This is a genomic window from Nocardiopsis sp. NPDC055824, assembly GCF_053616335.1.
The window spans coordinates 30,907-56,368 of the sequence record NZ_JBSHDN010000003.1 but is presented as its reverse complement, the minus strand read 5'-3'; the positions used below and the strand labels follow the sequence as shown (position 1 = coordinate 56,368).

At 73.1% G+C, this 25,462-nt stretch carries 22 protein-coding genes; 5 read left to right on the top strand and 17 right to left on the bottom strand.

The genetic code is table 11. The annotated features are described in order from the left end of the window. Window positions 1-54: 54 nt before the first annotated feature. Entirely contained in the window at window positions 55-366 is a 312-nt protein-coding gene (locus ACWGL3_RS01650) for a hypothetical protein (RefSeq protein ID WP_267945158.1), read from the bottom strand. After that, window positions 338-916 (bottom strand): RNA polymerase sigma factor, encoded by a 579-nt coding sequence (locus tag ACWGL3_RS01645; protein WP_452460666.1) that lies wholly within the window; start codon window positions 914-916, stop codon window positions 338-340. The genes ACWGL3_RS01650 and ACWGL3_RS01645 overlap by 29 nt, the downstream gene beginning before the upstream one ends. A gap of 464 nt (window positions 917-1,380) precedes the next feature. On the opposite strand from ACWGL3_RS01645, the gene ACWGL3_RS01640 reads away from it, so the two are divergent. Continuing rightward, window positions 1,381-2,673, top strand: a complete 1,293-nt coding sequence (locus tag ACWGL3_RS01640) for a DUF418 domain-containing protein (protein ID WP_452460665.1) — start codon at window positions 1,381-1,383, stop codon at window positions 2,671-2,673. 197 nt (window positions 2,674-2,870) lie between these two features. On the opposite strand, the gene ACWGL3_RS01635 is transcribed toward ACWGL3_RS01640, so the two are convergent. Beyond that, window positions 2,871-3,623, bottom strand: coding sequence for an SDR family NAD(P)-dependent oxidoreductase (locus ACWGL3_RS01635; RefSeq protein ID WP_452460664.1), 753 nt, complete (start codon window positions 3,621-3,623; stop codon window positions 2,871-2,873). A gap of 190 nt (window positions 3,624-3,813) precedes the next feature. Between ACWGL3_RS01635 and ACWGL3_RS01630 the strand changes: the two genes are divergently transcribed. After that, a complete protein-coding gene (locus tag ACWGL3_RS01630; protein ID WP_452460663.1) occupies window positions 3,814-4,602 on the top strand; it encodes a helix-turn-helix domain-containing protein in 789 nt (262 codons plus the stop codon). 111 nt (window positions 4,603-4,713) lie between these two features. On the opposite strand, the gene ACWGL3_RS01625 is transcribed toward ACWGL3_RS01630, so the two are convergent. The 7 genes from ACWGL3_RS01625 to ACWGL3_RS01595 form a co-directional block, all read right to left on the bottom strand. After that, window positions 4,714-5,463 (bottom strand): ABC transporter permease, encoded by a 750-nt coding sequence (locus ACWGL3_RS01625; RefSeq protein WP_267945163.1) that lies wholly within the window; start codon window positions 5,461-5,463, stop codon window positions 4,714-4,716. 3 nt (window positions 5,464-5,466) lie between these two features. After that, entirely contained in the window at window positions 5,467-6,225 is a 759-nt protein-coding gene (locus ACWGL3_RS01620; RefSeq protein ID WP_267945164.1) for an ABC transporter permease, read from the bottom strand. Beyond that, entirely contained in the window at window positions 6,222-7,124 is a 903-nt protein-coding gene (locus ACWGL3_RS01615) for an ABC transporter ATP-binding protein (RefSeq protein ID WP_452460662.1), read from the bottom strand. The genes ACWGL3_RS01620 and ACWGL3_RS01615 overlap by 4 nt, the downstream gene beginning before the upstream one ends. Before the next feature lie 194 nt (window positions 7,125-7,318). After that, window positions 7,319-8,020, bottom strand: coding sequence for a response regulator (locus ACWGL3_RS01610; protein WP_267945166.1), 702 nt, complete (start codon window positions 8,018-8,020; stop codon window positions 7,319-7,321). Between the two features lie 23 nt (window positions 8,021-8,043). After that, window positions 8,044-9,234 carry a sensor histidine kinase gene (locus ACWGL3_RS01605; RefSeq protein WP_452460661.1) on the bottom strand — a complete coding sequence of 397 codons (1,191 nt, stop codon included), beginning with the start codon at window positions 9,232-9,234 and terminating at the stop codon, window positions 8,044-8,046. 359 nt (window positions 9,235-9,593) lie between these two features. Continuing rightward, a complete protein-coding gene (locus ACWGL3_RS01600; RefSeq protein WP_267945168.1) occupies window positions 9,594-11,015 on the bottom strand; it encodes a GntP family permease in 1,422 nt (473 codons plus the stop codon). Continuing rightward, window positions 11,008-12,777 (bottom strand): IlvD/Edd family dehydratase, encoded by a 1,770-nt coding sequence (locus ACWGL3_RS01595; protein ID WP_267945169.1) that lies wholly within the window; start codon window positions 12,775-12,777, stop codon window positions 11,008-11,010. The genes ACWGL3_RS01600 and ACWGL3_RS01595 overlap by 8 nt, the downstream gene beginning before the upstream one ends. 129 nt (window positions 12,778-12,906) lie before the next feature. Between ACWGL3_RS01595 and ACWGL3_RS01590 the strand changes: the two genes are divergently transcribed. Then, window positions 12,907-13,581, top strand: a complete 675-nt coding sequence (locus ACWGL3_RS01590; protein WP_452460660.1) for a GntR family transcriptional regulator — start codon at window positions 12,907-12,909, stop codon at window positions 13,579-13,581. Window positions 13,582-14,056: 475 nt separating this feature from the next. After that, entirely contained in the window at window positions 14,057-14,674 is a 618-nt protein-coding gene (locus ACWGL3_RS01585) for a class I SAM-dependent methyltransferase (RefSeq protein WP_267945171.1), read from the top strand. Between the two features lie 66 nt (window positions 14,675-14,740). On the opposite strand, the gene ACWGL3_RS01580 is transcribed toward ACWGL3_RS01585, so the two are convergent. Continuing rightward, window positions 14,741-16,036, bottom strand: coding sequence for an amidohydrolase family protein (locus tag ACWGL3_RS01580; protein WP_452460659.1), 1,296 nt, complete (start codon window positions 16,034-16,036; stop codon window positions 14,741-14,743). A gap of 672 nt (window positions 16,037-16,708) precedes the next feature. On the opposite strand from ACWGL3_RS01580, the gene ACWGL3_RS01575 reads away from it, so the two are divergent. Continuing rightward, on the top strand, window positions 16,709-17,506 hold the full coding sequence (locus ACWGL3_RS01575; RefSeq protein WP_452460658.1) for a class I SAM-dependent DNA methyltransferase: 798 nt from the start codon (window positions 16,709-16,711) through the stop codon (window positions 17,504-17,506). A 112-nt stretch (window positions 17,507-17,618) separates the two neighbouring features. Here the strand turns inward: ACWGL3_RS01575 and folE are convergent, their stop codons facing one another. The 6 genes from folE to ACWGL3_RS01545 all read right to left on the bottom strand — a co-directional run bounded on the left by folE (window position 17,619) and on the right by ACWGL3_RS01545 (window position 25,204). Beyond that, window positions 17,619-18,242, bottom strand: coding sequence for a GTP cyclohydrolase I (gene folE, locus ACWGL3_RS01570; RefSeq protein WP_267945174.1), 624 nt, complete (start codon window positions 18,240-18,242; stop codon window positions 17,619-17,621). Between the two features lie 53 nt (window positions 18,243-18,295). Then, window positions 18,296-18,802 (bottom strand): 6-pyruvoyl trahydropterin synthase family protein, encoded by a 507-nt coding sequence (locus ACWGL3_RS01565; protein ID WP_267945175.1) that lies wholly within the window; start codon window positions 18,800-18,802, stop codon window positions 18,296-18,298. A 337-nt stretch (window positions 18,803-19,139) separates the two neighbouring features. Further along, complete coding sequence (locus ACWGL3_RS01560) at window positions 19,140-20,315, bottom strand: cytochrome P450 (protein ID WP_452460657.1); 1,176 nt, start codon at window positions 20,313-20,315, stop codon at window positions 19,140-19,142. Window positions 20,316-20,359: 44 nt separating this feature from the next. Further along, the gene (locus ACWGL3_RS01555) at window positions 20,360-21,568 is read right to left on the bottom strand and encodes a cytochrome P450 (RefSeq protein ID WP_267945177.1); all 1,209 of its coding nucleotides are present in this window, start codon (window positions 21,566-21,568) and stop codon (window positions 20,360-20,362) included. Then, complete coding sequence (locus ACWGL3_RS01550; RefSeq protein WP_452460656.1) at window positions 21,568-24,723, bottom strand: amino acid adenylation domain-containing protein; 3,156 nt, start codon at window positions 24,721-24,723, stop codon at window positions 21,568-21,570. Before ACWGL3_RS01550 ends, ACWGL3_RS01555 begins: the two co-directional genes overlap by 1 nt. A 37-nt stretch (window positions 24,724-24,760) precedes the next feature. Then, window positions 24,761-25,204, bottom strand: a complete 444-nt coding sequence (locus tag ACWGL3_RS01545) for a pyridoxamine 5'-phosphate oxidase family protein (RefSeq protein ID WP_267945179.1) — start codon at window positions 25,202-25,204, stop codon at window positions 24,761-24,763. Window positions 25,205-25,462 lie beyond the last annotated feature (258 nt).

Sequence of the window (25,462 nt, the reverse complement as noted above, 5' to 3'; positions counted from 1 at the left end):
GGGGTGACCTCGGCGGACGCAGTGTCCCGGGCACAAGCACCGGGCCCGGCTCCGCTACAGCGGCGCCGGCGCGGTCGGGCGCTCCTCATGGTCCCGCCCCGGGAGGGTCAGCGTGCACCGGCCGTCCTCGCAAGTGCGTTGCAGGCGCCCCCGCGAGACGGTCTGGATCAGGCCGATGGTCCAACACGTCGGACAGCCGCGCAGTGCCAGCACGCCCACAGGCAGGAGCAGCAGACAGCCCGGGCCGAGGACCGGGATCAGCGCGACCGAGCCGATCAGGCTGCCGAAGCCGACCACCCCCCGAACCAGGTGGCGGGGCAGGGACGAGCTCGCGAAGTCAGGGCCGTCGGCTCTGGACGTCCTCATGGGAGTCTCCGGATTCAGGTTCGGGTGTGGCGCGGAGTGCCTGCTGGACCGCGGTGCGGGCGCGGTGCAGCCGGGATTTCATCGCGGCGGTGCTGAGACCGAGCGCTTCGGCGACCATGCGACCGCTGTAGCCCTGGATGTCCCGCATGATGAGCACGCCGCGCTGCTCGGCCGGAAGAGCGGCGATGGCCTCCGCCACCTCGCCCGCCTCGATGCGCTGCAGGACCACCTCCTCGGCCGAGTGCACGGCCGCGTCCGGCAGAGGCGCGTGGGTCCGCAGTGTCCGTGCGCGCCGCAGGCACTCGTTGCGGACGATGCGGAACATCCACGACGCCAGCGCACCGGAGGCCCGCAGCATCCCGATCTTGCGGTAGAGGATGATCAGGGCTTCCTGCGCCGCATCCTCGGCGTCCTCGGGGGTGGCGCAGAGCGAGCGGGCGAACCTCCGCACGTTCGGATGCGAACCCGACACCAGCGCGCTGATCGCCTCGGCGTCACCGCGCTGGGCGGCGACGACCAGCTGCTCACCGGGCCAGGACGGGTCAGCCACGGGCTCTCCCGCGCTTGCGGATGACGACGTAGCTGCACGTGCAGAGCAGCACGGCCCCGACGGCGACGGCGATACCTGTGATCATGAAGGCCTCCTGGTCCCGTTCCGACGTCTGTCGGCACATGTATAGGAGGTGCGGGGCCACCGAAAGGATTCGGCGTGCGCCCGGAAAAGTCGGTCGCGCCGTGCACCACCGGCTCCGGCACGACAGCCGGTCGGCCGGGAGGACCGGCCCCTGTGTCGGCGGCAGCCCCGGCGCCTCCACCAGTGACACCGTGTCATGGGTTCACCCGTGCAAAAGTCACGGGAGAACGGTGACACGGTCCCACTGCCGGAGAACGGTGCAGGTGGAGGAGGGTGGCGTCATGTCCTCGGGCGGAGTCCGCGCGATCCCCGCGTGGTCACGACAGGCCGCGCGACCCGACCCACCGATCACCAGAGAAGACAGCCGGGAGCCCACCCGCATGACGACCCACCGTACCGAGGGTCCGCCCTCCACCCCCGGCACCGGGACCCCGGTGCGTTCGACCCCCCTCACCGAACGGGCCCTGGCCCCGGACCTGGCCCGCGGCATGATGCTGCTGCTGATCGCGCTGGCCCATGTGCCGTGGTTCATCTACGACGCCCCCTCGGGCCTGGCCATGCTCCACCCCGACCAGGGCAACCTCGCCGACCGGATCGCGCAGGTCGCGTCCCTGGTCGTGGTGGACGCCCGCACCCACACCATGTTCGGGTTCCTGTTCGCCTACGGCATCGGGCAGATGTACGCCCGCCAGAAAGCCCACGGAACCCGGGACGAGGACGCCCGCAGGATCCTGCGCACACGCCACCTGTGGATGCTCGCCCTGGGCGCCGTGCACGCCCTCCTGCTGTGGCAGGGCGACATCATCGGCACCTACGGCCTCATCGGCCTGCTCATGGTGCCGCTGTTCCTGCACCGCACCGACCGCACCCTCAAGGTCTGGACCGCCGTCCTGCTCGCGGCCGGCGCCCTGTTCACCGCCCTGTCGGTGCTCGGTGCCATGGCCGCGCCGGCGGGCGCGCCCGGGGTGGACGCGGCCGCCGTGCAAAGGGCCAGCATCGCCGAGACCGGCTACCTGCTCTCGGCCGCGGTGCGCCTGCCCACCTGGGTCTTCGGGCTCGGCTCGGGCCTGCTCTCCCTGGCCCTGCCCACGGTGTTCCTGATCGGCCTGCTCGCGGCGCGGCACCGGTTCCTGGAGGAGCCGCAGCGCCACCTGCCCCTGCTGCGCCGGGTGGCCGTGTGGGGCATCGCCGCCGGGTGGGTCCCCGGGCTGGTGCTGGGCCTGCAGCACGTGGGGGTCCTGGACCCGGTGTACGGCCCGGCGGTGGCCTCGGTGCACTTCTACACCGGGATCTTCACCGGGGTGGGCTACGCCGCGCTCTTCGGCCTGCTCGCCCACCGCCTCGCCGGCAGAAGGGGCGGGCCGTCCCTGCCGGTCCGGGGCCTGGTGGCCCTGGGACGGCGCTCCCTGAGCGGCTACCTCGCCCAGTCGGTGGTCTTCGCACCCTTCCTGGCGGCGTGGGGGCTCGGCCTGGGGGTGCACCTGTCCAGCTGGTCGGCGGTCCTGGTGGCCGCGGGCACCTGGCTGCTGACCGTCCTCGCGGCGTACCTGCTCGACCGGGCGGGCAAGCGCGGACCCGCCGAGGTCCTGCTGCGCACACTGACCTACCGCGGGGCGGGCCGCCCGGTCCGCACCACCGGGGCACGGGAGGAACCGCCGTCCTCCCGGTCGTAGTCCGACCCCGTGAGCCCGATTCCCCCGGAGCCACGGACATCCGCGAGGCCGCCGGACCGAGGAGCGTCGCCACAGGACGCGGCGGCAGTCCCCGCCCGAGGCCACGGTGACACCACGGCAGCCCCCGAGCGCGCCCACCTCCTGGGATCTGCCTGTCCGGATCCCCGGCACGGCTGAACGGCGGCTGCCGGTGGTGGTCACCAGGGGATGTCCACACCCTCCCAGGAGGTGAAGGTGCCGCTCGGCCCGTCGGGGCCGAGGCGGGCCACCCGCACCACCTCCCGGGCAGCGTCCCCGACCGTCTCCGTCCCCTCGAACTCGACCAGTGCGGTGTTCGCGAACCCCGGCGAGACGAGGTTGACCTTGACGTCGGTCTCTTCGAGCTCGACCATCATGGCCAGCGTCACGGCGTTGAGCGCTGTCTTGGACGCGGAGTAGACCGGTTCGAAGGCACGGTGGAACGGGAAGGCCGGATCCCCCATGGTGGTCAGCGAACCCATCGCGCTCGTGACGTTCACGACGCGTGCGTCGGAGGAGGCGCGAAGCAGCGGCAGCACGGCCTGGAAGACCGCGAGCGGGCCGAAGACGTTCACCTCCCAGACCGCCCGCACCTCGTCGAGCGAGACCGTGCTCGGCCGGGCCGTGGCCCGGAGCTGAGCCATGGTGAGGCCGGTACGGGTGGAGGAGACGGCGGCGTTGTTGACGAGGAGGTCGAGCCGTCCGGCCTCCTTCTCGATCCTCTCGGCGGCCGCGGTGACGGACCTCGCGTCGGTCACGTCGAGCTGGAGTGCGGTGGCGCCGTCGCCGATCTCGGCGGCCGCCGCCTCGCCGCGGGCGAGATCGCGGGAGCCGAGGAACACGGCGACCCCGTCGGAGACCAGTTCCCCGGCCACGTGCCTGCCCATGCCCTGGTTGGCCCCGGTGATCAAAGCGACGCGGTTCGTGGGCATGTGAAGAGTCCTCGGATGGTAGTGGTGTGGTGGTCGAACACCTGTGTCGGGCGTTCGAGGACCACTGTGAGGGAACCCCGACAGGCGGGGAAGACTCCGTCGGGCCTGGTACTGGCAGGGCCAGTCAGGGAAGCGCCGTGGGCGGGAGAACGGCGGGGATCGTGCGGAGCGCCCCGGTATCATCGTGGGCATGCCAACCCGGCTGAGAACAGACTTAGGGGAGTTCCTGCGTGGTCGGCGGGCCATGCTGGTCCCCTCCGAGCCGTCGGCCGTCGTGCCGGCCTCACGGCGCCGGGTCCCCGGGCTGAGACGGCAGGAACTGGCCGAGAGCGCCGGGATCTCCGTCGAGTACTACACCCGCCTCGAACAGGGGCGGGCGCCCCGCCCCTCCCGCGAGGTGCTCACCGCCCTGGCTCAGGTCCTCGGTCTCACCGCCGGCGAGCGCGGCCACCTGTTCCGGCTCGCCGGTGAGCTGCCGCCCGAGCCGCTCGCGCCGGGCAGCGAGATCCGGCCGGGCCTGCTCCAGCTGCTGCGCAGCCTCGACGGCACCGTCCCGGTCACCGTTCACGACGGCCGCCTGGACGTGATGGCGCGCAACGCGGCCGCGGCCGAGCTTCTCGGCCCGCTCTCCGGCGAAGGCCGTTTCCGGCGCAACATCGTCCACCAGGGCTTCACCTCCCACGCCCGCCATGTCCTCGGTGAGGAGGGGGCGCACCGGTACGCCCGATGGGCCACGGCGGAGCTGCGCTCGGCGATGGGCCGCTACCCCGACGACGGGTACCTGAGGTCCCTGCACGCGGAACTCTCGGCGACCAGCGCCGATTTCCGGTCCTTCTGGGCCCGGGGGGAGGTCGGGGTGGGGCACTCCGCCGTCAAGCACCTGTTCCACCCGACACGGGGGTGGCAGACCTTCCAGAGCGAGATGCTGCACGACGCCGAGCGGGACCACTGGACGGTGATCTACGCGTCCGTGGGATGACCGTACGAGGTCGGGCGCGGATCTGGGAGCCAGGACCGGCGGAACCGTCGTCGTGCCGTCCCCTCCCCCGGAACGCCCGGCGCGGGATCACCCCCGCCGGGCGGCCCCCGGTCAGCGGATGTCGCGCCGGTCCAGAACGGCTGCGGTACCCAGGGTCACCACCGCTGTGAGACCGAGGGCGATCACGACGACGGAGGTCACCGCACCGGCCGTGACGGTCCCGCTGTCCGCGAGCATCCCCGTCCCCATCTGCGTGGCCCGGCCGACCAGACCGTGGGGCAGGAGCAGCGCCAGGGCCTCGATGCGGGTCATCCACAGCAGCATCCCCGCGGCCGACGCCAGGAGGGCCACGGCGATGGGAGCGGCGAAGGACCTCATGAGCATCGACAGGCCGGACTGGAAGGCCGCCACCGGCAGGCACGCCAGCACGATGACGGCGCTGACCAGGAAGTACTCGGGCGGCAGGGTGCCGGGGAGCGCGAACACCAGCTTGCCGACCACGACGATGCCCACCACCAGCACAGCCTGCATGGCCGCGGCGAGCGCGGCCAGCACCGCCGTCTTGCCGACCACCACGTGGAGACTCGACACCTGGCGGCCCATGAGCGCGTTCCAGTTGCCGCCGCGGTGCTCGACGCGCCAGACCAGCGAGGCCAGGACGGCCACGCCGAGGACCAGGGGGAACAGGCCGTAGAAGACCACCGCCCGCAACCACAGGGTGTGCCAGTGGTCTTCGAGCGGCTCACCGGCGACGACGGTGTTGACCGCTCCCGCGACGACGGCCGTCAGCGGCAGGAGCACCACCACGACCCAGCTCATGGAACGCCTCAACTTGAGGAACTCGGCTCGGACCGAACCCATGGCTCAGACCTCCCGACGGTCGAACAGGCGGGTGGCGAACAGGAACAGGGCCCCGCCCGCGACCCCGAGGGCGGCCACGCTCAGGTACGGCGGGTCCAGGGAGACCACGCCGGCCTCGCGGACGTCGACGGGCACGGACAGCGCGTAGTACCCCCACGGGGGGAGGAAGTGGGCGACCCCTGTGGACATCCCCGTACCGGAGACGGCCGCGAACACGCCCAGCACCCCGGCCCCGAGCCCCACGAGCTGGTTGGCGGTCCGTGCCGCCAGCCAGAGGTGGAGTGCGAAGAGCACCAGGTTCACGACGACGGCCGAGGCGGTGTACCCGAGCCACTGCCCGACCGGAAAGGTCACCGTGATGCCTGCCAGCCCGCCGATGGCGGCCACCAGGCCGCTCTGGGCCAGGGTGGCCGCGACCACGACCGCGCCGGAGGCCGCGAACTTGGCCCGGCACAGGGCCCCGGGGGTGAGCCCCGAGGTCTGGGAGAGCAGCCAGCCGCCTCCCCGGTGCTCGATGTCGACCTGTCGACTGGCCAGCACCGCCAGCAGGACGGGCGAGACCAGCAGCACCGCCAGTGCCATGCTTCCGAGCAGCCACTGCCAGGGCCGCTCGGCGGGGTCGTCCACCGACTCCGGGAAACCCGGCGCCGCGAGGGCGTAGCAGGACAGTGCGACGACACCGACCGTCATGGCGGCCGCCACGGGCACGACGCGCAGGCGGCGCATCTTGGCGAACTCGTTCGCCACGGCACGACCGATCACAGGCCCCGCCCTCCGGTGAGGTCCATGAAGACGTCCTCGAGGGACTGGGCGTCGCGGCGCACGCCGTGGACGTCGACGCGCTCGTGCACGAGATGGGCCACCACGCGAGCCGTGCCCGTCCGGTCGAGTCCGGGCAGGCGCACGGCGGGGCCGTCCCGGTACGCGCTCCACCGGGCGGTGAGCGCGGTCGCCCGCTCGGGTTCGGGGGTGTCGATCAGCACGTCGGGGGTGGACCTCGCGAGGAGCTGGTCGCGCGTGCCCTGGAAGAGCATGCGGCCCTCGCCGAGGATGCCGAGCACGGTGGCCGTCCGGTCGATCTCGCCCAGCAGGTGGCTGGAGACCATCACGGTGGTCCCGTTCTCGGCCAGCTGTGCGAGGAGGCGGCGGATCTCCTCGATACCGGCGGGGTCGAGGCCGTTGGTGGGTTCGTCGAGGATCAGCAGCCGGGGTTCGCGGGCCAGGGCCATCGCGATGCCCAGCCGCTGCCTCATGCCGAGCGAGTAGTCGCGGACCCGCTTGTCGAGGTGGTCCTGCAGGCGCACGGTCCGCACCGCCCGGGTGGTCCGGCCCTCGTCGAGATCCAGGAGCCGCTTCACCAGGCGCATGTTCTCCCGGCCCGTGAGGTGCTCGTACGAGGGCGGGGTCTCGATGAGCGCACCGATGTGGCCCAGCAGTTCGCGGCGGGTGGAACGCTCCATGGGGCGGCCCATGATGCGGATCTCGCCCGTGGTGGGGCGCACCAGGGACAGGAGCATCTTCATCGTGGTGGTCTTCCCCGACCCGTTGGGGCCGAGGAAGCCGTACACGCACCCTTCGGGCACGCGCAGGTCCAGGTTCGCGACCACCGTTCGGTCGCCGTACGTCTTGCCCAGGTCATGGGTCGTGATCATGTGAGACACAGGTCCAGCATGTCCGCGGGGCGGTCTCCGGACATCTCGCCGGAGGATGACCTTTTCCGTCATCCTCCAGGAGGACCGGGGCGCCGCCCTGGTCCTCAGGTGGCAGGCGCACCCGTGTCGAAGGTCGGGGGGCGGCCCCGGGGCGGGCGGTGTACCGAGGGCACTCCCGCCGGCTCCGGGGAGGCGCGGGCGTCTCAGGACCGGGGCACGTCGACCAGACCGGTCTCGTAGGCGAGGACCACCGCCTGGACGCGGTCGCGCAGGCCGAGCTTGGTCAGGATCCGCCCCACGTGCGTCTTGACCGTGGCCTCGGACACGTGCAGCCGGTCGGCTATCTCGGTGTTCGACAGCGCGCGGGCCACCAGGGCGAGCACCTCCCTCTCGCGCGGGGTCAGCACGCCGAGGGACTCGGGGGCGGGCGGCCTCCCGTCACCGGTGGGCAGGTGGCCCGCGAAACGGTCGAGGAGGCGCCGCGTCGTGCTGGGGGCGACCACCGCGTCGCCGGAGTGGATGGAGCGGATCGCCGACAGCAGGTCCTGCGTCCGGGCGTCCTTGAGCAGGAAACCGCTCGCCCCGGCCCTCAGGGCCGCGTAGGCGTACTCGTCCATGTCGAAGGTGGTCAGGATCAGGACCCGCGGCCCTCCGCCGTCGGCGCAGATGCGGCGTGTGGCCTCGATGCCGTCCATACCGGGCATGCGGACGTCGACGAGTGCGACGTCGGCTGTGAGGGTGCGCAGGAGTTCGAGCGCGGTGTGCCCGTCGCCGGCCTCACCGACGACCCGGATGTCGGGTTGGGCGTCCAGGACCATGCCGAAACCCGTTCTGACCAGTTCCTGGTCGTCCACGAGGACGACGCGGATCGCCTCCGGGCGCCGGTCTCGGGGCGGTGTGCCCACAGGTGCGTTCCCTTCCGGTTCACTCACGTGGTGATCGCCCGCATCGGCAGCGATGCCACGACCTCGTATCCCCCGTCCGGGCACGGCCCGGCGCGCAGGGAGCCCCCGTACACGGACACCCGCTCCCGCATACCGGTCAGACCGCGCCCCTCCCCGGGGCCCGCCCCCGCCGGCACGGACGCGCCGCGCCCGTCGTCGAGGATCCGGACCCCCAGGGCGTCGTCCCCGAAGCGCAGGCGTACCTTGGCGCGGACCGTCCCGGGTCCGGCGTGCTTGAGGGTGTTGGTCAGCGCCTCCTGCACCACCCGGTGGACGACGAGCCCCGCCCCTGCCGACAGCCGCCGGACGGGGCCGTCCACGGTGTACTCCACCTGCAGCCCGGCACGGCGGACCTGGGCGAACAACTGGTCCAACTGCTCCACACCGGGCCGGGGTGTGAACCCCTCCTCGTGTTCCCCCTCGCGGAGCACCCCGAGGATGCCGCGCATCTCGGACAGGGCCGTCCGGCCCACCTCGGAAACGGTCTCCATCGCGGTCCTGGCCCGCGCGGGATCGTCATCGATCGCGTATGCGGCGCCGTCGGCCTGCACCACCATCACACTCACGTTGTGGGCCACCACGTCGTGCAGCTCCCGGGCGATACGCGCGCGCTCCTCGGCGATGGCCGCCCGGGCACGGGCGTCGCGCTCGCGCTCGAGCCACTGCGCGCGCTCCTCCAGGCCGATGAGGTGGCTGCGGCGCACGTTCGTGTAGAGGCCGGTGACCCAGCAGAGCATGATGAAGAACGTGTAGAACACGAACACGGTCCAGGAGCCCCGGTCCGCATAGGGGGAGCCCACGATCATCAGCAGCAGGCAGAGCTCGACCACGGCCAGAGCGGCCAGCGCCGGCGCGAGGCGGCGGTGTGCGGCCACCGTGTACATGGCGGCGACGACGGCGAGTTCGGCCAGGAACAGGTCGACGCCGAACGCCAGCTGCAGAACGGTCGCCGCGGCGACGGTCGCGAAGACCCCCGCCGGATACCTGCGCCGCAGCGCCAGGGGCAGCAGCACGAGCGTGAAGGCGATCCGGACGGCCGCGGTGAGATGGCCGGGGTCGTCCGGGCCGGCGTAGGAGAGTGTCCTCATCAGGCACCACGCCAGGAACGGGGCCACACAGAGCGCGTCGACGAGCGTTTCGTGCCGCCGCAACCATCCCTGGACTCTCCCGAACACCCGCTCAGTCTAGGTCGTGTTTTGTGGATTCTTCCGGGCTCGCGTCCACCAGGCTGCCTCTCGCTGCGCCTCTGCGCTCGTGAAGCACAACCAGGCTGAACTTCGCACATCGGCTTGCGAGAGATGGCCTGGACGGCCGCTCGCCGACCCGAAAGCCTCCAAAAAAACACTCCCCGGGCCCGCGCCTTCTTGCCTCCGGTGCGGGGAAGAGGGCGCGGGCGGGACGCCGCATGCGCTCCCCCGCTCATTCGGCCGCGGTCCGCTGCCCGGCGCGCACGAGGGGGCGGGGAGGACCCGGTGCCCGCGGCCCGTGTCCCGGTGGAGGAGCCCTCCGGGCGCTCCTCCGCCGGGGCCGCGGCTCAGGTGACGAACAGGGTGAGGACGAGCGCCACGGTGAGGCCCGTCAGTCCGACCAGGGTCTTCATCACGGTCCACGACCTGAGCGTGTCCCCGACCGACATCCCGAGATAGCGGTTGGCCATCCAGAAGCCCGAGTCGTTCACGTGGGAGAACGCCGTTCCGCCGCACGCGATGGCGACACAGGTCAGCGCCGCGAGCGACGGGCTCGCCCCGATCGTCTCCAGCAGGGGCGCCGTCAGCGTCGCGCCGGTGATCATGGCGACGGTCCCGGATCCCTGCGAGACGCGGATGACCGCGGCCGCGAGGAAGCCGAAGAGCACGATCGGCATGTTGATCTGCTGCATCCCCGCGGCCAGCACCTCGCCGAGGCCCGAGTCGACAAGCAGTCCGCCGAACACCCCGCCGGCGCCGGTGATCAGGATGATCACGCCCGCGGGCGCCAGGGCCTTGGTCGCCATCTCCTGGAGCTCCTTGCCCGAGCGCCCCTTGCGCACCCCGAAGAACCAGAGGGTGTACAGGCAGGTGAGCAGGAGCGCGATCACCGGGTGGCCGACGAATCCGAGAACGGTGGCGGCCTGGGTGCCCTCGGGCAGCAGGAGGCTGCTGGTGGTTCCGCCCAGGATCAGGGCCAGGGGGAGCAGGAGGGCTCCGAGGACGGAACCGAAGCTCGGCAGCGGGTCGGCCGCGCCGTCCTCGGCCCCGCCGATGGCGGACGGGCCCTCTCCGGAACCGCTCCGCGCCCCCTCCGCCCCGTTGCCGGCGGTGACGCTCACGGCGTCGGCCTCGGCGGGGACCGGGACGAAGATCCGCTTGGCGACGAACCGGCCGAAGAGCGGGCCCGCCACCGCCATCGCGGGCAGGCCGCAGACCACGCCGTAGACGATGACGAGGCCGAGGTCCGCCCCCAGGATGCCCGCCGTGGCGATCGGCCCCGGCGTGGGCGGGATGAAGGTGTGGGTGACGCTCAGCCCGGCGCACAGGGGGATGCCGTAGTAGAGCAGGGAGCGGCCCGTACGCCGCGCGATCGCGTAGAGCAGGGGGACGAGGATGACGATCGCGACGTCGATGAAGACGGCGATCGAGACGAGGAAGCCGGCCAGGCCCAGGGCCCAGGAGAGGTAGCGGTCGGGGACCCTCTCCACCAGGGTCGTGGCCAGGCGCTCGGCTGCCCCCGCCCGTTGCAGCACCTCGCCGAAGATGGCGCCGAGCCCGATGATCAGGGCCACCTGGCCCAGGGCCCCGCCCATGCGGTCGACGATCTGCTCGGCGAGGTCGAGCGGGGCCGTTCCGGTCGCCAGGCCGAAGGTGATCGCGGCGACCAGCAGGGCGACGAAGGGCTGGAACCTGAACCTGATGATGAGCAGGAGCAGGAGCACCACGGCCAGGACCGAGGCGGTCAGAATCCAGGCTGTCTCAGACATGCGCTCCTCCGCCGCCGGCCCCTGGGACCGCGGGGGCGCCGGGGACGGCGCCCCGGTCGGTCTCCGATCTCAGGAAGTCGAAGTCGCACCCGTGCTCGGCCTGGTTGACGTGGTCGACGTACAGCTTGCGGTACCCGCGTCCCGGCCGGGGGGCGGCCGCGGCGCGCGGGGCCTCCTGGGCGCGTGCGGCGAGTTCGTCGTCGGGGACGTCGAGGTGGATGAGGCGCTCCTCGACGCTGAGCCGGATCGTGTCGCCGTCGCGGACGAGGGCGAGGGGCCCTCCGGCGGCGGCCTCCGGCGAGACGTGGAGGACGATCGTGCCCGCCGCCGTCCCTGACATGCGGCCGTCGGAGACGCGGACCATGTCCTTCACCCCCTGGCGGGCCAGTTTGCGGGGGATGGGGATGTATCCGGCCTCCGGCATGCCGGGGGCGCCGATCGGGCCGATGCCGCGCAGCACCAGCACGTCGTCGGGGGTCACGTCCAGGTCCTCGTCGTCGATGCGGCGCGCGAGGTCCTCGGAGTCCTCGAAGACGACCGCGCGCCCCCGGTGCTCCATGAGGACGGGGTCGGCGGCGGCCTGTTTGATGATCGCGCCGTTGGGGGCGAGGTTGCCGCGCAGCACCGCGATGCCCCCGGCGGGGTAGACCGGGGCGGAGCGGGTACGGACGACCTCCTGCGGGAAGGGCGCCGGGGCCCGGTCGAGCTCCTCTCCGAGGGTGCGGCCGGTGACCGTGAGCTCGTCGGTGTTGAGCAGGTCGCGCAGTTCCAGCAGGAGCCTGGGGACGCCCCCGGCTCGGTGGAGGTCCTCCATGTAGTGGTCGCCGGCGGGTTTGAGGTCGACCAGGACCGGGGTCTCCCTGCTCATGGCGTCGAACCGCTCCAGGTCCAGCGAGTAGCCGAGCCGGCCCGCCACGGCGGCCAGGTGCACCAGTCCGTTGGTGGAGCCGCCCAGGGCGAGGAGCACCCGGAGGGCGTTCTCGAACGCGCCCCGTGTGAGGATCCTGTCGACGGTCAGGCCCTCACGGGCCATCTCCACCGCGCGGGTGCCGGTCATCTCGGCGTAGCGCGTGCGGTCCGCGGTGACGGCGGGCGGGGTCGCGCTGCCCGGGAGGGAGACGCCCAGTGCCTCGGCCACGCACGCCATGGTGCTGGCGGTGCCCGCGACCGAGCACGTGCCCACGCTGCCCACCAACCGCCCGTTGACCTCGGCGATCTCCTCGTCGTCGATCTCCTCGGCCCGGTAGCGGCCCCAGAAGGAGCGGCAGTCGGTGCACGCACCGACCCGGACGCCGCGGTGCGAGCCGGTCAGCATCGACCCGGTGACGAGCTGGATGGCGGGTTTCCCGGCCGAGGCCGCGCCCATGAGCTGGGCGGGCACGGTCTTGTCGCAGCCGCCGATGAGGACGACCGCGTCGACGGGGAGGGCGCGGATCATCTCCTCGGTGTCCATCGACATCAGGTTGCGCAGGAACATGCTCGTGGGCTGGGAGAACGCCTCGTGCACGGAGATGGTGGGGAACTCCACCGGCAGGCCGCCCGCCAGCATGACGCCCCGCTTCACGGCCTCGATGAGCTGGGGCATGTTGCCGTGGCAGGGGTTGAAGCCGCTGCCCGTGTCCACGATGCCCACGACGGTGCGGTCCAGGGCGTCGTCGGTGTACCCGCTGCCCTTGATGAACGCCTTCCGGAGGAAGAGCGCGAACCCGCTGTCCCCGTAGTTGGTGAGGTTGCCCCGGAGCCCGGGAGGTCCGTCCTGCATTATTGCCCTCATTATCGATAATATGTGTGATGAACACCGCAGAGCGAACCACAGGAGGCGTGCCCGGCGCAAGTACCGTTGGACGCGGACCAGCGCGAAGGCCTACGGGGCCGGGAAGGGAGCACGCAGATGCCCGAGACGGCCGAGGCCACCACCGCCTCCCGGATGACCGGGGCGAGGCTGGCGGACCTCCTCGAGGAGGAGATCGTCATCGGGGTCCGCTTCCCCCGCGAGCGCCTCGTCGAGGACGAGCTGATGGCGCGCTTCGACGCCAAGAGGCACGCCGTGCGCCAGGCCCTCCAGGTCCTGGAGTCCCGGGGCGTGGTCGAGCGCCGGCCCAACGCCGGGGCCTTCGTCCGGTCGTTCACGGCCAAGGAGGTCAGGGACCTCTACGTCCTGCGCGACCTGCTGGAGGTGCGGGCCGCCGAGCTCATCGAGTTCCCCGTCGACCCCGCCCGTCTGGAGGACCTGGCCGAGGCCCAGCGGCGCCACGACGCCGCGGTCGAGGCCAACGACCCGCGCGCCGTGGTGACCGCGAACATGGAGTTCCACCGCAAGCTGTTCGCGCTGTCCGACAACGAGGCCCTGATGGAGGCGATCAACCGGTACGCCAGGGTCGCCCACGCCATCCGCTCGGTCACCGTCACCTCGACGGAGTCTCTGCGCCTCAGCCGGCACGAGCACGGACGGATGCTGGACGCGCTGCGCGAGGGGGACCGCGACCTTCTGGCGAGCACGTGCCGGGCCCACCTGATCCCCTCCCGCGACGCCTACCTCGAACGGGTGAGCCTCACCGGGACCTGAGCGGCCCGGCGCGCTTCCCGGAGTTCCCGGCACCACCCCCCCGGGGGCCTTCTCCGCGTCGCGCGATGGCCACCGGCTGTCGGGGCGGCGCCCGCGGGGCCGGGTTCAGGAGCGGGGAAGTCGTTTCGCCTTCGCGGCCGACGCCGAGAGAACCTGATAACCGCCCGGAGTTCCCGGAAAAGGAAATCATCGGACTTGCGGCTTTCGCCGACCGCGCCCCGATGCGTTGCCCGGCGTCCGGGCCACGGGGGCGCATCAGGCGGGCATTGCGACGTCGTCCCACCCGGGGACGCCGATCCGGACCGGGCCGACCGGGGGTCCCTGCATTCGCAAAGCGGGGACAGCGGCCAACCATGGTGCTACCGTCCTGCAAAGGGTGTTCCCTTCCCCCTTGCGAACGAATATTCCCGGCAGAACGACAACAATGCCGCCCCCCACTCGACCGGGAAATACCCTCATGAATACCGGAGAAACGATGACCCAGAACGACTTCGACGTGTTCTACCGGAGCAGGCTGAACGACTCCGCACGCCCCCAGGACATTCCGTGGGACATCGCCGGCCCCCAGAGGGGGCTGGTAGCGATCCAGGACGAGGGAGGGATCCGCTCACCGGTGCTGGAGATCGGGTGCGGGCTGGGTGACAACGCCATCCACCTCGCCCGCCACGGTCACAGGGTGGTCGCCGTCGACGTCTCCCCCACCGCCGTGGAGGAGGCCTCCCTGCGGGCGCGAGAGGCCGGGGTGTCCGTGGACTTCCGCGTCGAGGACGCCACACGGATCGATGCGTCGGTCGGCGACTTCGCCACCGTCGTGGACATCGCGCACTTCCACTGCCTCGACGATTCCGAACGCTCCCTGTACCTGGAGGCACTGCACGGGGTGAGCCACCCCGGAACCCGGCTCGTCCTCCTCGGCCTCTCCGACCGCGCCCCCGAGTCCGCCCCCGGTCTGCGCCGCCTCTCCGAACACGAGCTGCGCACGTCCCTGTCCGCGGCCGGGTGGTGGGTCAGGAGCATGCGCGCCTCGGCCCTCGACGCCCCGTCCTCGGCCGGGGGCGACCCGGCGTGGCTCGTCGAGGCCGAACGGCTCTGACCCGGATCGCCCCGCCCCGTGTGCGGGGCCGGCCCGAGCAGGCGTCCCGCGCCGTGGGGCGCCTGCTCAGGTCCACACCCGGTCGGCCGCGGCCTCCGCGTCCGCCACCAGGCGGGGCGCGTCCACGCCGGTCAGCATCCCCCCGCTCTTGCGCGGTATCCCGTCCACGTACACGTCCGTGACGTTGTCCGGGCGACCGTTGAGGACCAGTTGCGCCGGCCAGTCACCGCGTGGGGCGAAGTTCAGCGCCCGCGGTTCGAGCACGACCACGTCCGCGCGTTTGCCGGGTGTGAGCGATCCGAGGCGATCGGCCTCCCCGATCGCCCGGGCGCCGTCCAGGGTGGCCATCGCCAACGCCTCCCGGGGTCCGGGATACACCCCGGCGTCCAGGGAGACGGCCCTCTGCAGCCCCACGGCCGCCTTCATCGAGGCGAACATGTCCCCGCAGTCGTTGGTGCCCCCGTCCTGACCCAGGCCGGCCCGGATCCCCCGCCTCCGGAACTCGGGCAGCGGCATCACCCCCGTCGCCAGGCGCATGTTGCTCAGGGGGCAGTGGGCGACGGCGGCGCCGCTGCGGGCGAGCAGGTCCAGTTCCGCGCCGGTGATGTGGATGACGTGGTTGAGCAGCGTGCGCGGTCCCAGCGCGCCGGCCTCCTCGAGCATGCCGACGGGGTCGTCCGCACGGTCGTCGGGGTGTTCGAGCAGGTGGAGGTTGAGGCCCACACCCAGTTCCCGGGCCAGGTCGGCGTGGGCGCGCACCGTGTCCGCGTACCCCGGGCAGGCGGCCGAGCCCACCTGCGCCGTGCCCCGCGCGGTCGGGGCCACCAGGTCCTGTACGACCTTGCGGACGAGGCCGATGTCGGGCAGCTCCTGGTACGGGGCGTGCACGAAGCGCAGTCCGCTCTCGTCCACCGCTCGCACGTAGGCCTCGGACACGGCGAAGTCGACGGCGGGCACCCAGTCGACCACGGTGGTCACACCCGACTGGAGGGCGTCGGCCGCGGAGAGCCGCACGAACCGGTCCATCTCCTCTGGGCCGATCGCCGGAAGGGCCGGCCCCACGCACGTTCCGTACCAGTCGTAGAACCCCAGCTCGGCGCCGCGTCCGCGGATGGCGCTCTGCCACAGGTGCGTGTGCGCGTCGACGAACCCGGGGAGGACGATGCGTCCCCGCGCGTCGACGGCCTCCGTGCCGGGACCGCAGCGCACGTCGGGACCGACCGCCGTGATCACGCCGTCCTCCATGAGGACGTCGGCGTGCGCCAGTGTGCCGAGCGGCCCCTCGCCCATGTCCGGGTCCATCGTCAGGACCAGTGCGGCCCCGCGCAGCACGGTGCCGCGACACGGGTCGGGGGCGCTCATCGACGTACCCCGCCCGGTGCGCGGGAAGCCTCTCCGAGTGCGGTGCGGGACGCCGCCGGTGCGAGGGCGCCGCCACCCCTGGGAACACGAACACAGGAGGAGGGCATATGCGGCCTTTCGCAATGAAGAGGGATGGAGCACCACACCGAAGAGCCGTTCCCTGCAGTTTCGGAGGACAATCGGTTACTACCCGCCGCGCACCCGCCGAGAAACGTCTCTCCGCATTCGCGCAACGGAGGAATTCCCAGTGGATTTTCCTCTGCGGGACGCTCCTTCCCGGGTACGCACATAACCCGTGGAACCGGGCGAGAGCCTCCTTCGGGGGCTTCGCCCTCACAGCCCCCGACCACTCCGGGAAGACCCCCTCCGCCCCGCCGAGGCACACCGGGAAACTCGTGACCCAACACCCGGAAGAGCAAAAAGCGACCATCCTCCAACGAGGGTGTGTCATGTGGTCCCAGTTTCCGGAGACACGCTTCCGGGAGGAGGGAAAGGCACCCGGCAAACCGTCCGACCCCTGCCCTTCCGAGGCCCCTTTCCCGTGAATCGGATGCCCGTATCCGGCGTCGGAGCTCGGAACGAAACACCTGAGTCCGGACAAGACCGGGCGGGCACGGCGGGAGCCGCACCGCGGCCGCACCCGCCGACCGCTTTCCGGGAACAACTCCCCCCATGGACACGATCGTCTACAACGACTACGACGTCGCGGCCGACTCCTACGACCGCATGGCCAGGGACCACAACCTCACGGACCTGCTCGCCACCTGTCGGCGCGCGCTCCGGCATCACGGAACGCCCGGCCGACGGCTCCTGGACCTGGGGTGCGGCACCGGCAAGGGCGCGATCCCGCTCGCCGAGGACGGGTTCGAGGTCACGGGGGTGGACTCCTCCGCGCGCATGCTGGAGGTCGCCAGGGCCAAGCCCGGGGCCGAGCGAGTGGAGTTCGTCGTGGGCGACGCCCGTGACCTGCCCCCTCTGGGCCCCTTCGACGCGGTGCTGAGCACGGGCGCGGTACTCAACTACCTGGCCGACGAGGACGAGTTGGCGGCCGCCTTCCGCAGCACGGCACGCGTGCTGGCGCCGGGCGGCCTGTTCGTCTTCGACATGATGGACCGGGCCGGGGTGGAGACCCTCGTCCGCGCGCCCAAGGTGGTCGAGCACGAGGGCGGCATGTCGGTCTTCCGGGCCGAACGCTCCACGTCGGGCACGGAGGCGGTCGACCTGCGCATCGACTACTTCGCCCGGGAAGAAGGCGGGATGTGGCGGCGCACCACGTCCGGTCACGCCCTGACGATCTTCCCCCCCGCGCGCGTCGAGAGCCTGCTCGCCGCGGCGGGACTGCGCGTGGAGGCACACCACATGCCCGGGCCCGACTCCGCCACCACCGACCGGGGGGAGCCCGGACACCCTCCGGAGACCATGACGATCGTCGCCCGCAAGGGCGGTGCGTCCGCCGGCTCCCCGTCCTGAACCGCGCCCGTGCCGGCCCCGCGCCGGGACGGCCGTGCCGCGGCGCACCGCGGACACACCGAAGGCCCCGGTCGGAGTGGCGCCTCCGACCAGGGCCTTCAGCGGGGGGTCGCTATACCGCCTCCGACGGCCCGTAGGAGAGCACCTGGGCCCGCAGCGCCGGATCGGTCTCCAGCTCCCCGGTCAGGTGTGTGGTGAGCATGGCGGCGCCGTGCGCCTCCACGCCGCGCAGGGTCATGCAGGCGTGCCGGGACCGGATGACGCAGGCCGCCCCCCGCACGTCCAGGTTCTTGTCGAGCGCGGCCACCGTCTGCTCGCCGATCCGCTCCTGCACCTGGGGGCGGGCGGCGTACTCCTGCAGGACACGGGCCAGCTTGGACAGTCCGACGATGCGCGCCCCCGGGGCCGGCAGGTAGGCGACCGTGGCACGGCCGGGGAACGGCAGGAGGTGGTGCTCGCACAGGGCCACGAACGGCACGTCCACGGCCGCGATGATCCCCTGGTTGGTGGACTCCGCCGGGAACAGCACGCCCAGGTGGCGGTCCGGGTCCAGGCGCAGCCCGCGGGTCATCTCCGCGATCGCCCGGACGTACCGCTCGGGCGTGCGGTGCATGGACTCGCCGGTGCAGGGGATGCCGAGGGCCTCCAGCATGGCACGGGCGTGCTCGGCGGCTGTCTGTTCGGGAGAGGCGGGCAGGGGGCGGTCGGACGGTGCTGCGGTAGCGCTGGTGGTCACGGCTCCGACTCCTCGTTCGCGCTGGGGGCTCTGGACTGCTCGGGGCGGGCCGCTCACGCGCTCCCGCCGCGCCACAGGGCGCTGTTCACATGGGTCTCCGTCACGCGGACGCCCTCGATCCTGGCGCCGGGCGCGTGGCCCAGCCCCACCAGGACGTCCATCGCCACCCGGCCCAGGAGCACGGCCACGGCCTCCACCGTCGGGTGGGGCAGGTTCGCCGCGAACTCCTCGGCGGGGAGCGGCTGGGGGGCGCCGAAGCGGAACAGCTTGCTGCCGTGGTCGGCCAGCACCTTGGCCAGCGGGTCGTCGACGCCGAGCATCGCCCCGTGGTCCAGGTGGGTGTCGATCCAGGAGCGCAGTTCGGCCTTGAACGCCCCGAACTCGACCACCGTGCTGGAGTCGAGGGCCGGGGCGACCGCCGACACCTCGACCCACCAGGAGTGGCCGTGCAGGTTCGTGCACTTGCCGCCCAGGTGCGGCAGCCGGTGCGCGGTCTCGAAGTTGTGCCGCACGGTGACGCCGTGGTGGGCCGGTGCGTACGTGGCGGCCGTGGTGTCCATCAGTGGATCCCCCGATACTTGTGGGCTTGCGGGCACAGGCTCCGGCGCGGGCGGTCCGTGCTGACCCCCGGCGCCGTCGTGGTGTCGGGCCGCGGACCGGGGGCGCCCCCGGTCCGGGGCCGGGGAAGGCCGGGGAACAGGACCTCGGCCTGCCCCGGGGTCTTCTGCGGGTGGGCGCGGCCGGGTGTCCCGGTCGACGGAGGGCGCCGGACCGGGCCGGGGGCCGGTCCGCCGTTGCGCGGTACGGGCGGGGGTCGTTGCACGGGTGGACACTCCTCGGGGTCCGGGGGCGGTTCCGGTGCTCGTCGGCGGCCGGTCCACGGGGTGGGGGCCGGTCTCACCAGAGGACGGGTACGGCGGCGGGCATGATCGCCATCCGGTCGGGGTGCCACTCGACGTCCTGCGGGGGAACGGCGAGCCTCAGCCCCTCCAGACGGGCCAGCTCGGTCAGGGCGAGCGCCCCGACCCGGCGTGTCAGCCTGGCCCCGGGGCAGTAGTGCGGACCGTGGCCGAAGCGCATGTGCGGGTTGGGGCGGCGGGACGGGTCGTAGGCGTCGGGGGCGGGGAAGGTGGCGGGATCGTAGTTGGCGGCGTCGGTGGAGACCAGCACGAGGTCCCCCGTGCGCAGCCGCCGTCCGCCCAGCTCCGTGCCATCGGTACAGATCCGGGCCAGGGCATTGCCCATGAGGACGCTGTAGCGCAACAGCTCCTCGACGTGCCCCTCGACGGCTCCGGGGTCGGTGCGGATCTGGGCGAGGGCGCCGGGCATCCGGGCGAGGTGGAAGGCGGCGCCGCCCAGGAAGCTGGCGAGGTCCTCGTAGCCGGCGACGAAGACGACGCCGAGCACGTTGGCGAGCTGGTGCGGTGTGAGCGCGTCGCTCCCGGTGTTCATCGCCGTGAGCCGGGGGACGAGGCCCGGGGCGCCGGGGTCACATCGCTGTGCCCGTTCGAGCAGGTGGTCGCGCAGCTGCTCCCAGTTGCGGTGGACCTCCTCGGTCGGCAGGAGCATGGTGAGGTCGGTGTCGGCCCAGTGCCTGAGGCGGGGCAGGTCGCCGATGGGCAGCCCCATCACGCGGCACATCGCCGGCCCGGCCACCCGCTCCGCGAAGTGGTGCTGGAGGTCGCCCGGCGCCCCTTGCGCCACCATCTCCTCCAGCCCCCGTCGCGCCTCGGCGCGGAGCTCCTCCTCCGGCAGGTCCGGCAGGTCGCTCAGCAGGCGCCGTGCCTCCTCCAGCAGGCCGGCCCTGCCCAGGTAGGCCATGGCGTCGAGCAGTTCGGGCGCGAAGACCGGGACGTCCTGGACGGGGCTGCCCTCGTCGGCCACCCGGGAGCGGCGGAACCGCTCCTCGCGCAGCACCCGGCGCGCCTCGGGATAGCCGGTGACGAGCCACGCCTCGTGTCCGGCGTTGGTGGTCACGCGCGTGACGGGGCAGGTGCCTCGGAGCTCGTCGGCCAGACGGTCTCCCCGGGTGCTGAACGGATAGTGCGGCAGCGCCTGGTCGGTGGTGGTCACGGCGGTGGTCTCCCTCCGGTGGGCGGTCGGATCGGGTGCGGGCCTCACCAGAGGACGGGCAGCCGCAGCGGTGCGCGCAGCGGCGAGTCCTCGTTCCAGGCGAGCCGCTCCGTCGGCTCGGCCGGGCGCAGGTCCGGCAGGCGGGCGAGCAGGGTCTCCAGTCCGATGCGCAGCTCCATGCGGGTCAGGTGGCCGCCCGGGCAGTAGTGCGGTCCCCGGCCGAAGACCAGGTGGCGGTTGGGGTCCCGCCCGGGGTCGAACTCGTCGGCGCGCTCGAAGGCGTCGCCGTCCCGGTTGGCGGAGGCGATGACCGGCATGACCGCCTCCCCCTCACGGATGCGCCGCCCACCGATGTCCAGGTCCTCGGTGGCGACCAGGACGACGATGGCGTTCATGAGCGGCACGTGGCGCAGCAGCTCCTCCACCGCCCCGGGGATCTCCCCGGGCCGCTCCCGCAGGCGCCGGACCAGTCCGGGGCGCTCCAGGAGCGTCACCAGCGCGGCCCCGAAGTGCTGGACGTTGGTCCTGTAGCCCGCCATGAGCATGCTGATGGTCACGCTGACCAGGTCCTCGTGCCCGAGGCCGCCCTCGTGGGCGGGGGTGGCGGCCAGCCTGGCGAGCAGGCCGTCGCCGCCCCCGCGCGCACAGGCGTCGACCAGTGCGGCGGCGTGGTCGCGCAGCGCGTCCAGGGCGGCCAGGGTCTTGCCGAGCGGGACCCGGGTGGCCTGCAGGACGGTCTCGATGTGCTCGGCGACGGCGGCGAACCCCGTGTGGTCGATGCCCAGGAACGCGCACAGCACGCGCAGCGGGAAGGGTTCGGTGAAGCCCGCCACCAGGTCGCCCGGCGGCCCCTGCCGTACCAGGTCGGCGGTCAGGTCCTCGGCCAGGGCCCGGACACGGGGCTCGAGGTCCTGGAGGCGGCGGGGTGTGAAGGCGGGCGCGACCGCGCCGCGCACCCGGGCGTGGTCGGCGCCGTTCAGCTCCAGCAGGGTCAGGACCCGGCGGGGCCACTGCTCCCCCTCCCTCGGCGGCCACGTCGCGATGACGGGGCGCACCAGCCGGGGGTCGGCGAGCGCCCGGCGCACGTCGTCGTGCCGGCTGACCAGCCAGACCGGATCGCCCTCGGGGAGCCGCGCGCGGGTCACCGGGCCGTCGGCGCGCAGGGCGGCGTAGGCGCAGGGGGACCCCGGGGAGCCGGTCTCCGCCTCGGGGACCGGTGGCAGGACCGCCCGCAGGCCGGCGGCGTCGTCCATCACGCCCTCCCCCCTTCCGCGAGCCGGCGGTCGGCCCCGGCCGCGGCGGTGGGCCTGGGCCTTCGCATGAACCCGCAGCCGAAGAGGTGGTCCAGGTAGTGGTCGATGAGGGCGTCGTCGACCGGCGGGCAGGCCAGTCCCGCCTCGGCCGTGGCCGCCTCGGCGTTGGTCCGGTCCAGGCGCGGGAAGACCCCCTCCAGGTACAGCTCCTTGACCGACAGGTCGGTGCCCCGGCCCCGGTCCACGCACAGCGACACGAAGGGCGCGGTGGGGCTGGTGGGGTCCTCGGCGACGTGGCGCACCAGTTCGGCGACCCACTCCGCGTAGGACAGGGTCGTGATCTCGCACCCGGCGGCGCGCATGCGCCGCACGACGTCGGCCAGGCGGCCCGGTGCCGGGTTGGTGAGGTGGTAGGTCCCGCGCGCCGGGGAGGGGCCCGTGGCCACGTGCGCGATGGTGTCGGCCAGGTGGTCCACCGGCACGAAGTCCATCGGCAGGTCGATGTCGGGCGCCGTGCCGGTCTCGGCGATCATCTTGAACATCGAGCAGATCGCGGTCTCGGTGTTGCAGATCCCGCCGCGCCGGTCCCCGGTGATCTCGTAGGGGCGGTAGACGGTCACCGGCAGCCCCGCCCCGGCGGCGTCGCGCAGCACCTGCTCGGCCACCCACTTGCTCTCGGCGTAGCCCAGGGTGAGGCGTTCGGCGTGGGCCAGGGGCGTCTCCTCGCCCACCAGGCCCACACCCGCGCTGCCGAACCCGGCCAGGACGGCGATCGTGGACAGGAAGTGGACGGGTACGCGGCGCGGCGCGGCCAGCCGCACGATCCGGCGGGTGCCCTCGACGTTGGCCGACCGCAGGGCCGAGTAGGGGTAGATGAAGTTGACCTGGGCGCCGGAGTGCACGATCAGGTCGAGCCGGTCGGCCAGGTCCGCCGCGTGGCCGGCGGCCAGACCGAGCCGGTCGGCCTCCAGTTCGGCGGGGAAACAGACGAGGCGTTCCTCGTGGTCGCGTGCCGGCAGCCCGTAGCGGGCGAGGTTGGCGAGCACCCTGCGGCGGGCGTGCCGGGGGTCGCGGGCGCGGACGGGGCAGTGCACCCGTGCGCCGGTGCGCGAGAGGAACCGGTCGACCAGGTAGGCGCCGACGAAGCCGGTGGCCCCGGTGACCAGCACGTCCGCGGGGTCGCGCGGGTCGGGGGCCGGGCCGCGCCGTGCGGGCAGCGCGAAACCGAGGCGCCCCTCGGCGCCGAAGTCCGTGGCCTCCCCGGGCTCACGTGCGGCGGGTGCGCCGGCGCGGGCGCGCCGGACGGCCGCGGTGAACTCCTCCACCGTCGGCCCCTCGATCAGGGAGCGGACGAGGGTGCTGCCGTGCTCCGCGCCGATGCCGAGCAGGGCGCGGGTGCGGTTGACCGCCTCCGCCGCCAGCAGCGAGTCGCCGCCGATGCGGAAGAAGTCGTCCCCCGGACGGGGCGTCACCCCCAGCGTCTCCCGCCAGGCCGCGGCGACACCGTCCCGCAGCGACCCGTCGCCGCCCTCCCGCCCGGGGGACGCGGGCTCGCACGGTTCGGGGGCCGCGGACCGCTCCGCGAGGGCGGACCGCTCCGCGAGGGCGGACCGCTCGGCGAGCAGGACCCGGTCGACCTTGCCCGCCGAGGAGACGGGGAAGGACGCCCACCGGTGGAACACACGGGGGACGGCCGCCGGGGGCAGCCAGGCCGCGCAGAAGCCCCGCAGGTCGTCGACGTCGACGCCGCGCCCGGGATCGGCCGGGGTGACGTGGGCGGTCAGGCGCGCGGCGCCGGCCTCCACGACGGCCTCGGCGACGTCGGGGTGTTCGCGCAGGCGCGCCTCGACCTCGTCGGGTTCGATCCTCTGCCCCCGGATCTTCAGCTGGCGGTCGATCCGGCCCCGGTACTCCAGGGCGCCGTCCGCGCCCAGGAGCACACGGTCGCCGGTCCGGTAGAGGCGCTCCCCGCTCCCGTCGGGCGCCGCCACGAAGCGCTCGGCGGTCAGGTCGGCGTCGCCCAGGTAGCCCAGCGCGAGGCCGGCGCCGCCGACGAGCAGCTCGCCCTCCTCCCCGACCGGGGCGGTGGTCCCGTCGGCGCGCACGACGCGGCAGGTGGAGTTGGCGATCGGTCGGCCGATGGGCACCGAGCGCGCCCCGTCCGCGAGTCCGCGGACCTTGTGGAACGTGGACACCACCGTGTTCTCGGTGGGGCCGTAGAAGTTGACGACCTCGGTGTCCGGGCAGGCGCGCAGCACGGCCCGGGCCAGGTCCGGGTCCATAGCCTCGCCCCCGGCCGACACGAAGTCGAGGCCGCGGAACGCCCCGGGGTCCGTCCGGGCGACGTGGTGGAAGACGCTCGTGGTGAGGTAGGCGATGTCGACGGCGTCCTCGCGCAGCCGCCGGTGCAGTGCCTCGGGGGAGACCAGTTCCTCCCGGTCGGCGATGACCAGGCAGGCGCCGCCCGTCAGCGCCGACCAGATCTCGATGGTCGAGGCGTCCGAGGACAGGCCGTAGCCGTGCAGGACCCGGTCCCCCGGACCGGGCCGGGGCAGGCGGGGGTCGGACACCGCCAGGCGGACGACCCCCCGGTGCGGCACCGCGACCGGCTTGGGCCGGCCGGTGGAGCCCGAGGTGAACATGACGTAGGCGCAGTCGCCGGCCGCGGCGCCCGTCGGAGGGAGCGGTCCGGCCGCCGCGGGCCCGGCGTCGGCCTCGATCCCGACCCGCGCGGCGAGGCGCCGCACCCGGCACACCGCCCCCGGAAGGACCACCGCGACGCGCACGCCCGCGTCCTCCGCCATCGCGTTGACGCGGGCGGGCGGGTGGTCCTGGTCCAGCGGCACGTAGGCGCAGCCCGCGCGCAGGACCCCGAGGAAGGCGACGAGCGCCTCGGGGGACCGGCGCCCGCAGACGCCGACCGCGTCGCCGGGACGCGCCCCGGCGGCCAGCAGGCCCGCGGCCACGTCCCGGGAGCGCCGGGCCAGCTCCCCGTAGGTGAGTTCGCGCCCCCTGTGGCGGACGGCGGGGGCCCCCGGCTGTCTGGCTGCCCAGGTGGCGAAGATGTCGTGCAGGAGCGCGTCGCGGAGGTGGTCGGTGACCGGACCGCGTAGGTCCGCCTCGGAGGGGGCGTGCGTTGCCGGACTCTTCGTCACGAGGGGTTCCTCTCGTCGAGTCGAGGTCGTGCCGGCGTCAGGTGAACACCGACGCGGCGAAAGAGGAGAAGTCCGCCGTCCGCCAGCGTTCGGGGCACATGCGGAAGGTGACGTCGTCGTCGAGTTGGCCGGAGGTCGCGGCCAGGTAGTCCCCGGCCTCCCGCGCGCCCAGGTAGCGGACCGCGATGGCGCGGCGCTCGTCCGGGTCGGCGGGGTCGGCGACGTCCACGACCGGCCCCTCCACACTGACGTAGCGGTAGGGGGGCTCCTCCTGTTGCGCGCACAGGCTGAACCTGCCCGCGGCGCCGATGAGGCGCGCCTTGAGGGAGTCGCGGCCGGTCTGCACGACCACGTCGCCGCCGGGGGCGTAGGAGTACCAGACCGGCACGACCAGCGGGGCGCCGCCCGCTCGGGGGTCGTCGACGCCGAGGACGCCCACGTGGACTCCGGCGAGGAACTCCTCGCGTGCGGCTCGGGTCATGGCAGGGAGCATGTGCGGCCTCTCGGATGCTGCGGGGCTTTCGGGGACGGGGAGGACACGGCGTCGCCGGTGATGTCCGCGTGCGCCCTGATCATTGCCGGAGACGCCCCGATGGCAAACAGAAAACGGAGCTTTACGCCTTGTGCACAGCGGAGATGGGTGCTTTTGCAGGCATCTGCGACCCGGGGTGGAAGTGCATTGAGGACGAACGCTTACGGACCCGGCCACCCGTCCGAATCGGCGCGGATCACGCCGCCG